Origin of the sequence: Streptococcus sp. 2018037, assembly GCF_019754195.1 — a bacterium.
Taxonomy (GTDB): Bacteria; Bacillota; Bacilli; order Lactobacillales; family Streptococcaceae; genus Streptococcus; species Streptococcus hashimotonensis.
This window is the reverse complement of the sequence record NZ_JAIJZQ010000041.1, coordinates 1-9,999: the sequence shown is the minus strand read 5'-3', so window position 1 is coordinate 9,999 and position 9,999 is coordinate 1. Positions and strand designations below refer to the sequence as shown.

Sequence of the window (9,999 nt, the reverse complement as noted above, 5' to 3'; positions counted from 1 at the left end):
GTATTTTTCTATGATGCGGAGCATTATTTTTATCTTTAAGTGCTTGCTTTAATTCTTCGACTTGTGTTTGGGTAAGTTCTTTTGTCATAATACCATTATAACGCTATTTTTGATTTTTGTTAAGTATAAGTACGCTGGAATAACTAGGTATTGGAAAGTTCACAATATAAATAAACAAAATCCTCGGAAAGCGTTCTGAGGATTTTTGTTCTGTATTCATATTTTTATCAAGTTTATGGTATAATTATTTAGTAGAAAAGTGAAGACGGTGGCTTTCGATTTTCTGAAAGTGAGGTGATGCCTATGGGCAATTCATCAAAAACTAACAGAAAGGGGGAGCATTCTTTTGACAGCTTTTGAAGTTGTACAAACGATTCTAGCTTTTGGTAGCTTTACCATTGCTTTAGTCAGTTTGTGCTATAAAATCTTCAAAGAAAATGACCAAAAGAAATAGCCGTCCATACTTTGGCAAGTAACGGCTATTTCTTTAGCTAAAATTAACGAGCCACCGTCTTTTTAACGGTTCTACGTTGGGTAGTTGTTGACGCAACTACCTTTTCTATTTCTATTATAACACGAAGGCTTGAAAAAGCAAGTTTAAAAGGCAGTGGCATACTGGGAATTTCATGCCTATAAAATAAAACGTCGGAAGCTGGTTTCAGCTTTTGAAGTTGTACAAACGATTCTGGGTTTTGGTAGCTTTACCATTGCTTTAGTCAGTTTGTGCTATAAAATCTTCAAAGAAAATGACAAAAAATAACCCGTCCCCACTTTTGACCGAGTTGCTGGACGAGTTATAGTCTAATATAAACGAGTCACCGTCTTTTTAACGGTTCTACGTTGGGTAGTTGTTGACGCAACTACCTTTTTCTATCTCTATTATAACACGAAAGCTTGAAAAAGCCAGTTTAAATGGTGGTGTCCTGCCAGAAAAGTCCCTGGCTTAGTCCAAGAAAAATTCTTTCATTTATGGTAAAATGTTTCTAACGAACTACAAAGGAAATAAGTATGTCAGATAAGTTTCAACTCTTGCTACAACAAATCGGAATGCCTCTTGATGCACGACAATCAGGGGCTTTTTCGACTGCAACGATTGAGAAAGTAGTCTTGCACAAGGTCAGCAAACTCTGGGAATTTACCTTCCGTTTTGAAACCCCCTTGCCGCTCATGGACTATCAACTCTTCAAGGCTCGTTTGGCGACGGAGTTTGAAAAGGTGGGCAATAAGATTCAATTTTCTATTGTCAGCGATGCGGAGGCCTTTGAAGCTGGTTTGGTAGAAGCTTATTATCCAGAAGCTTTTACGGAAGATTTGTGCCAGAGTGCAGGCTTCAAGGCTCTTTTTCAGCCATTAGAGGTGACTTATAGAGATGGTGTTTTGTGGATAAAAGGTCCTGAAACCATTGACACAGATCATTTTCGGAAGAATCATCTGCCAAATCTTGTGGAACAATACAAGCGATTTGGTTTTGGCAATCTTGCGGTGGACATCCAAGTCTGTCAGGAAATGACGCAGCAACAAGCGGAGATTTTCCATGCGCAAAATGAAGAAATTTACCAGCAAGCTAATGAAGAAAACTTGGCGGCCCTTGAACAACTGGCTCAAATGGCGCCACCACCAGAGGCAGCTCAGCCATTTGTCCCAGAATATAAGAAAAATCGTCCTGCCAAGGTCAATATTGAAAAGGCTGAGATTACGCCTATGATTGAGGTGGATAGCGAGGAAAATCTGATTGTCTTTGAGGGACTGGTCTTTGAGGTTGAGCAGAAGACGACCAAGACGGGGCGGGTCATTATCAACTTTAAGATGACCGACTATACTTCGTCCTTCACCTTGCAGAAGTGGGCTAAGAATGAGGAAGAGGCTCAGAAGTTTGATATGGTCAAAAAGGGCAACTGGTTGCGGGTGCGAGGCAATGTGGAGACCAATAATTTCACTCGTGATTTGACTATGAACGTGCAGGAAGTCCAAGAGGTCAAGAAGGAAATCCGTAAGGACCTTATGCCTGAAGGGGAGAAACGGGTCGAGTTTCATGCTCATACCAACATGTCTACCATGGATGCCCTGCCTGCTGTTGAGGACTTGGTGGCACGTGCTGCGACTTGGGGACACAAGGCGGTGGCCATTACTGACCATGGCAATGTCCAGTCCTTCCCCCATGGCTATCATGCTGCCCGTAAAGCTGGGATTAAGCCGCTCTTCGGGATGGAGGCCAATATTGTCGAGGACTCTGTGCCCATTGCTTACAACGAAGCAGATGTAGTCCTGTCCGAAGCGACCTATGTGGTCTTTGACGTGGAAACAACCGGTCTCTCTGCAGTCAACAATGCCCTGATTCAGATTGCGGCGTCTAAGATGCACAAGGGCAATATTATTGCGGAATTTGATGAGTTTATCGATCCAGGTCATCCGCTCAGTCAATTTACAACAGATCTGACTGGAATCACTGATGAGCATGTGCGCGGTTCTAAACCTCTGGAACAAGTCCTGCGTGAGTTTCAAGATTTCTGTCAAGATTCCGTCATGGTTGCCCACAACGCGACCTTTGACGTTGGCTTTATGAATGTCAACTATGAACGAGCAGGCTTACCTATTATTAGCCAGCCTGTCATTGATACCTTGGAATTTGCTCGCAACCTCTACCCCGACTTTAAGCGTCATGGTTTAGGTCCTCTCACCAAGCGGTTTGGTGTTGCTCTTGAACATCACCACATGGCCAACTACGATGCGGAGGCGACAGGGCGCCTGCTCTTCATCTTCCTAAAAGATGCTCTGGAGAAGCACAATTTGACCAATCTCAACCAGCTAAATACGGAGCTGATTGCGGAGGATTCCTATAAGAAGGCTCGTGTCAAGCATGCCACGTTATATGTGATCAATCAAGTTGGTTTGAAAAATATGTTCAAACTGGTTTCTCTTTCCAATACCAAGTATTTTGAGGGAGTTCCACGTATTCCACGGACCGTTCTCAATGCCCATCGTGAAGGCTTAATATTGGGAACAGCCTGTCAAGAGGGCGAGGTCTTCGATGACTTGCTCTCCAAAGGGATAGATGAAGCGGTTAAAACGGCAGCCTATTATGATTTTATCGAAGTCATGCCACCTGCCCTCTATGCTCCCATGATTGCAAAGGAGCAGTTTAAGGACATGGCAGAGATTGAAGAAACTATCAAGCAGTTGATTGAGGTAGGACGCAGGGCAGGTCTGCCAGTTTTGGCGACAGGAAATGTTCACTATATTGACCCCGAAGAGGAAATCTATCGGGAAATCATTGTTCGTGCTCTAGGTCAAGGGGCACCGATTAACTGGACCATCGGAAATGGTGAGAATGCTCAACCAGCTCCTCTGCCAAAAGCCCACTTTAGAACGACCAGCGAGATGTTGGACGAGTTTGCTTTCTTGGGAGAAAGTCTGGCGCGTGAGATTGTCATTACCAATCCCAATGCCATGCTCGATCGGTTTGAAGATGTTCAGGTAGTCAAGACCGACCTCTACACGCCTTATATTGAGAAGGCCGAGGAAACGGTGGCGGAATTGACCTATCAAAAAGCCTTTGAAATTTATGGCAATCCTCTGCCTGATATTATTGACCTGCGGATTGAGAAGGAATTGACGTCCATTCTGGGTAATGGCTTCGCCGTGATTTACCTGGCGTCGCAGATGTTGGTGCACCGTTCCAACGAGCGGGGCTACCTGGTGGGTTCACGGGGGTCTGTCGGCTCCAGTTTCGTTGCGACTATGATTGGGATTACCGAAGTAAACCCTATGCCTCCTCACTATGTCTGTCCAAATTGCCAGCACAGTGAATTTATCACAGATGGTTCCTATGGTTCAGGTTTTGACCTGCCAGACAAGGATTGTGAAAAGTGTGGGACCAAGTATAAAAAAGATGGACAGGACATTCCTTTCGAGACCTTCCTTGGTTTCGATGGAGACAAGGTTCCTGATATTGACTTGAACTTCTCAGGGGATGACCAACCCTCTGCTCATTTGGATGTTCGGGATATTTTTGGCGAAGAAAATGCCTTCCGTGCAGGAACGGTAGGTACGGTAGCTGCTAAGACTGCCTATGGTTTTGTCCGAGGCTATGAGCGGGATTATGGCAAATTCTATCGAGATGTGGAAGTAGAACGCCTGGCTGCTGGATCGGCTGGTGTCAAACGGACGACTGGTCAGCACCCGGGGGGAATTATCGTATTCCCTGACTACATGGATGTCTATGACTTTACACCTGTTCAGTATCCTGCCGATGATGTGACGGCCAGCTGGCAGACCACCCACTTTAACTTCCACGATATTGATGAAAACGTCTTGAAACTCGATATTCTGGGACACGATGATCCAACCATGGTTCGGAAGTTGCAGGACTTGTCGGGCATTGATCCGCAGACCATTCCTGCTGATGATAAGGGAGTGATGGCCCTCTTTTCTGGTACGGAAATTTTGGGAGTTACCCCAGAGCAGATTGGGACACCGACAGGTATGCTGGGCATTCCTGAATTTGGCACCAACTTTGTACGGGGGATGGTGGAGGAAACCAAACCGACCACTTTTTCGGAACTCTTGCAGTTATCTGGTCTATCGCACGGTACAGACGTTTGGTTGGGCAATGCTCAGGACTTGATTAAGGCAGGAATTGCTAATCTATCTACTGTTATCGGTTGTCGGGATGACATCATGGTTTACCTCATGCACGCAGGTTTGCCACCTAAGATGGCTTTTAATATCATGGAGCGGGTGCGGAAGGGCTTGTGGCTCAAGATTTCTGAGGAAGAGCGAAATGGCTACATTCAAGCCATGAAGGATAACAAGGTTCCAGACTGGTACATCGAATCCTGTGGGAAAATCAAGTACATGTTCCCTAAAGCCCACGCGGCTGCCTACGTTATGATGGCCTTGCGGGTTGCCTATTTCAAGGTTCATCACCCACTTTACTACTATTGTGCTTATTTCTCTATTCGTGCCAAGGCCTTTGATTTGGCGACCATGTCAGGCGGTCTAGATAAAGTCAAGGCTAAGATGGAAGAAATTGCTCTTAAGAAGAAAAACAATGAAGCCTCAAACGTTGAGCAGGACCTTTACACCACCTTAGAATTGGTCAATGAGATGCTGGAACGTGGCTTCAAGTTCGGCAAATTGGACCTTTACAAGTCTCATGCGACCGACTTCTTGATTGAAGAAGATACCCTCATCCCACCATTTGTCGCTATGGATGGTCTGGGAGAGAACGTTGCCAAGCAGGTTGTGGCGGCGCGTGCCGAAGGAGAATTTCTCTCCAAGACAGAACTCCGTAAACGTGGTGGATTGTCAGGTACGCTTGTTGAAAAAATGGATGAAATGGGCATTCTCGGTAAAATGCCAGAGGATAACCAGTTGAGTCTCTTTGATGATTTGTTTTAAAAAAGGAAATGATGAAAAAAAGAAATATTTTAGTTGAGTTATTAAAAGGAATTGGTCTAGTACTGCTTTCTACTATCTTGTGGACATTGATCTTATCTTTTGCCACACCGGAATCATCATCAGGTATTTACGAACCTTTTCCAGGTTTTACTGTGATTGCTGGTATACTAACGAGTTTCATTCTCCATATTATTATGAAGTATAACCAGCTTCGTCAGGCTGAACAAGCCGCGAAAGCTAGTAAAAGTCATATCGTTGTTATTGAAGAGCGCAATCAGGCCTTGATGGAGAAAGCAAACCGCTTGGTTGAAAAACACCAGAATCTTGAAAAAGAAACCATTTTGGACATCAATAAATCCGTTTCCAAAATTCGAACGGTTGAAGAAAAAACTGTTATGAAATCCACCAAGATTGAAAGTTCACAAGAATTTGGTCAATTTTTGCGTCAAATGCCGGAATTGATGGCCAATAAACATATTGAAAGGTTACTGAATGAAATTTTTGAAACAGAAAATAATTTAGCACAATGGAAGATTTCATACAATCAGCAGGTTGAGTACTTCAATACTCTGTTGCATCAGTTTCCGATTAGCATCATTGCCAAAATCATTCGCCTGAAGGACTTGGAATTTTATAAGGAACATTCGCTGACTGATTTTACAGACGAGATGTTGGGGCTATAAGATAAAGAAGGGTCTATCAATGTATCTTAAGTATTTGATAGGCTTTTTTTGCCATCTTTTTGTAAATTCTCTGTCACTACTTTATGAAAATCAGACTATCTGCTGTAACTATCTTAATTTTCACGGAGTATAAAAAAGTCAGACTAGGAATTTGACGCTACTTAGTAATAATGATACAATCTCTATATAGTGACAAAAAACTACTATGTAGTAACAATAAGAAAAGAGGAAAACATATGTCAAACTTTGCAAAACTTCAAGAAACTCGTCGTTCTATCTATGCACTTGGTAAAGAATTGCCAGTATCAAACGAAGAAGTAGTAGCGCTTGTAGAAAAGGCCATGAAAGAATCTCCATCAGCTTTCAACTCACAATCAAGCCGTGCAGTTGTACTTTTCGGTGCTGAATCAGATGCTTTCTGGAACGAAATTGCCTACAGCGAATTGGAAAAAGTAACGCCTGCAGAAGCTTTTGAAGCTACAAAAGGTCGTTTGGCTGGTTTTGCGGCTGGTGCTGGTACTATCTTGTTCTTCGAAGACCAAGACGTGGTTAAAGGCTTGCAAGAAAGCTTCCCACTTTACGCTGAAAACTTCCCAATCTGGTCTGAACAAGCTCACGGTATCAACTTGTACGCAGTATGGTTGGCTTTCGCTGAGAAAAATATCGGCATGAACGTACAACACTACAACCCATTGGTTGACGCACAAGTTGCTGAAAAATACGGTATCCCAGCTAACTGGAAACTCCGTGCACAAGCATCATTCGGAAGCATCGCAGCTCCAGCAGCAGACAAAGACTATATGGCGGATGGGGACCGTGTAAAGGTTTTTGGTAACTAGTAAAGTTTACAGTTCGCTTTATTACGTCGTTAACTCGCCTTGCCTAACTCCAGTTATGCCTGCGGCTCGTTGCCTAGTACTAAAAGCAAACTGAAAACTTTATCCTGCGAAAATCGGGATCAGACGTTGTTGACTTGATGTGATGAGTGTAAAGCTCCAGTGGAGCTTTACAGCCGGCTCCCTTGAAACAAGAGAGGAGCGGAGTTCTACCTTCGGCTTGCTGACACGAACTCCGTTCGCTTTATCTCCACCCTTCAACTATCTCCCAGATAGTTGAAGCTAGGCTATTTTCAATTTGCATTGAGTATACATACTTACAGTTTGCTTTATTACGTCGGCAGATGGGGAGTGGGAAGACGAACTCTGAGAAGCGAGTCTGGACTTTCTGCCTAGCCTTATCTCCAACTTCAAACAATCCACTGGATTGTTTGAACTCGCCTTGCCTGATTGAAACAGTCTGGGGGACTGTTTCAAGTCAATGCCTAGAAATAAGAGAGCATTGAGTTATGCCTGCAGCTGTTGACACGAACTCTGTTCGTTTTATCTCCAACCTCTAACTGTCTCCCAGACAGTTAGAGCTAATACTAAAAGCAAACTGAAAACTTTATCCTGCGAAAATTGAAAATATCCGTTGTCAGCTTACCTTGGTGAGTGTAAGACTGTTGGATAGAATCTGAAACTTCCCGTATCAGCAGGAAGTTTTTTTGTCAGCCCAGCTTCAAAATATGATACAATAATAGGGTATTTCAAAGTATAAAGGAGAAAAAGATGGTATTACCAAATTTTAAAGAAAATCTCGCTAAATATGCTAAACTTTTGGTTTCAACAGGTATCAATGTGCAGCCGGGTCACACGATTCAATTGACAATTGGAGTAGATCAGGCTGAGTTGGCTCGTTTGATTGTCAAAGAGGCTTATGCTCACGGTGCTAAGGAAGTCTTGGTCAACTGGTTGGACGATGTGATTGCGCGTGAACGTTTGGTCAATGTTGATGTGGAACTCTTGGAACAAGTTCATCCACAACGTGTTACTGAAATGAACTACCTCCTAGAGCGCAAGGCAAGCCGTTTGGTGGTCTTGTCTGAAGATCCAGGAGCTTACGACGGTGTGGATCCAGAGAAATTGTCTCGCAACGCTCGTGCACTCAGCCAAGCTTTGCAGCCAATGCGTCAAGCAACGCAAGCTAACAAGGTTAGTTGGACACTTGGTGCAGCCTCTGGTTTGGAATGGGCTAAAAAAGTCTTTCCAAATGCAGCGTCTGACGAAGAGGCAGTGGACCTCCTTTGGGATCAAATCTTCAAGACTTGCCGTATCTATGAAGAAGATCCAATCAAGGCTTGGGAAGAGCATGAGGCACGCTTGGTGGCTAAGGCTAAGATCCTTAACGACGAGCAGTTTGTCAAATTGCACTACACAGCACCAGGAACTGACCTCGTTCTTGGTATGCCGAAGAATCACTTGTGGGAAGCGGCTGGTTCGGTCAATGCCCAAGGTGAACACTTTATTGCCAACATGCCAACAGAAGAGGTCTTCACAGCACCTGACTACCGTGTGGCAGACGGCTATGTAACGTCTACAAAACCACTTAGCTATAACGGCAATATTATCGAAGGTATCAAAGTAACCTTTAAAGATGGTGAAATCGTGGATGTAACAGCTGAAAAAGGCGACGAAGTCATGAAGAAATTGGTCTTTGACAATGCCGGTGCACGCGGTCTCGGTGAAGTTGCCCTTGTGCCAGACAAGAGCCCGATTTCTCAATCAGGTGTGACTTTCTTCAACACCCTCTTCGATGAAAATGCCTCAAACCACTTGGCAATTGGGCAAGCCTATGCCTTCTCTATTGAAGGTGGTACAGAAATGAGCCAAGAAGAGCTGAAAGAAGCTGGTCTCAACCGCTCAGATGTTCACGTGGACTTCATGATTGGTTCTAACAAGATGAATATTGACGGTATCCGTGAAGACGGTACTCGTGTGCCAATCTTCCGTGACGGTGAGTGGGCTATCTAATGATATTATATAAGACTGGGCAACCAGTCTTATTTTGTAAGAATAGGAGGAATACAAGATGTTAACAAGTATTATCGCAGGTGCCATTATTGGCTTAATTGCAGGTGCTCTCACTTCGTCAGATGACCGTCGTGGTTGTCTGGGGAATATTATCCTTGGGCTTGCTGGTTCGTGGATTGGGCAGTTGCTCTTTGGTGATTGGGGACCACAATTTGCTGGTATGGCCCTGGTACCGTCAGTCTTTGGAGCAGTATTGTTAGTGGCAATTTTTAGCAGTTCCAGACGGAATTAAAATGAACTGTAAAACCAAACTTCGGATGAGGTTTGGTTTTATTTGTAGAGGGATTTGCGTGAATTGCCAAATAGTTTGCTTTTTAAAAAATTGACACAACTTTTCTGGTATGTAAACATCATTCTAAGTTGCTTTCTACAGCTTTCATGTTATAATAGAAACAGAAAAAGGTAGTTGCGCTAACAACTACCAAACGTAGAACCGTTAAAAAGACGGTGGCTCGTAGTTTAGATTTAATCCGTCCTACTCGCGCAAAAGTGGGGACGGATTATTTTTTGTCATTTTCTTTGAAGATTTTATAGCACAAGCTGATTAAAGCAATGGTAAAGCTACCAAAAGCTAGAATCGTTTGTACAACTTCAAAAGCTGTCAAAAGAATGCTCCCCCCTTTCTGTTAGATTTTGATGAATTGCCCATAGGCATCACCTCACTTTCAGAAACTCGAGAGCCACCGTCTTCACTTTTCTACTAAATAATTATACCATAAAAAGTAAATACGTATTACATTTTCAGTATACCAAAAATATTTTGGATAGAAGATGTTAACAAGTATTATCGCAGGTGGCAATTTTTAGCAGTTCCAGACGGAGTTAAAATGAACTGTAAAACCAAACTTCGGATGATATACTCCCCTTATAGTGGACAGTGAAAAAACAAAAATTTTCACTAGAAACTATAAAGGGAGTTTTATTATGTCCAAAAGAAGTCCAAAGTCTGTCTCTGAGAAACTAGAAATTGTTCTACTCCACTTGGAAGCTGGGAAATCACTTAGCTG

Annotated in this window: 8 protein-coding genes; 7 read left to right on the top strand and 1 reads right to left on the bottom strand. The window is 43.3% G+C overall.

The features are described from left to right. The first annotated feature begins 310 nt into the window (after positions 1-310). The 7 genes from K5Q29_RS10280 (at position 311) to K5Q29_RS10250 (ending at position 9,224) form a co-directional block, all read left to right on the top strand. A complete protein-coding gene (locus K5Q29_RS10280) occupies positions 311-454 on the top strand; it encodes a putative holin-like toxin (protein WP_105139711.1) in 144 nt (47 codons plus the stop codon). Between the two features lie 183 nt (positions 455-637). Continuing rightward, positions 638-760 (top strand): putative holin-like toxin, encoded by a 123-nt coding sequence (locus K5Q29_RS10275; RefSeq protein ID WP_313770365.1) that lies wholly within the window; start codon positions 638-640, stop codon positions 758-760. A gap of 248 nt (positions 761-1,008) precedes the next feature. After that, positions 1,009-5,400 (top strand): PolC-type DNA polymerase III, encoded by a 4,392-nt coding sequence (locus K5Q29_RS10270; RefSeq protein WP_105139709.1) that lies wholly within the window; start codon positions 1,009-1,011, stop codon positions 5,398-5,400. 11 nt (positions 5,401-5,411) lie between these two features. After that, on the top strand, positions 5,412-6,083 hold the full coding sequence (locus K5Q29_RS10265; RefSeq protein WP_044671676.1) for a LemA family protein: 672 nt from the start codon (positions 5,412-5,414) through the stop codon (positions 6,081-6,083). A 236-nt stretch (positions 6,084-6,319) separates the two neighbouring features. Then, on the top strand, positions 6,320-6,922 hold the full coding sequence (locus tag K5Q29_RS10260) for a nitroreductase family protein (protein ID WP_105139708.1): 603 nt from the start codon (positions 6,320-6,322) through the stop codon (positions 6,920-6,922). Positions 6,923-7,690: 768 nt separating this feature from the next. Next, entirely contained in the window at positions 7,691-8,932 is a 1,242-nt protein-coding gene (locus tag K5Q29_RS10255) for an aminopeptidase (RefSeq protein WP_105139707.1), read from the top strand. 58 nt (positions 8,933-8,990) lie between these two features. Next, the gene (locus K5Q29_RS10250; protein WP_002938398.1) at positions 8,991-9,224 is read left to right on the top strand and encodes a GlsB/YeaQ/YmgE family stress response membrane protein; all 234 of its coding nucleotides are present in this window, start codon (positions 8,991-8,993) and stop codon (positions 9,222-9,224) included. Between the two features lie 268 nt (positions 9,225-9,492). Here the strand turns inward: K5Q29_RS10250 and K5Q29_RS10245 are convergent, their stop codons facing one another. Next, entirely contained in the window at positions 9,493-9,603 is a 111-nt protein-coding gene (locus K5Q29_RS10245) for a putative holin-like toxin (RefSeq protein WP_313681250.1), read from the bottom strand. Between the last annotated feature and the right edge of the window lie 396 nt (positions 9,604-9,999).

Coding starts and splice junctions, on each gene's coding strand:
- K5Q29_RS10270 (WP_105139709.1), top strand. CDS start 1,009: ATGTCAGATAAGTTTCAACTCTTGCTACAACAAATCGGAATGCCTCTT.
- K5Q29_RS10265 (WP_044671676.1), top strand. CDS start 5,412: ATGAAAAAAAGAAATATTTTAGTTGAGTTATTAAAAGGAATTGGTCTA.
- K5Q29_RS10260 (WP_105139708.1), top strand. CDS start 6,320: ATGTCAAACTTTGCAAAACTTCAAGAAACTCGTCGTTCTATCTATGCA.
- K5Q29_RS10255 (WP_105139707.1), top strand. CDS start 7,691: ATGGTATTACCAAATTTTAAAGAAAATCTCGCTAAATATGCTAAACTT.
- K5Q29_RS10250 (WP_002938398.1), top strand. CDS start 8,991: ATGTTAACAAGTATTATCGCAGGTGCCATTATTGGCTTAATTGCAGGT.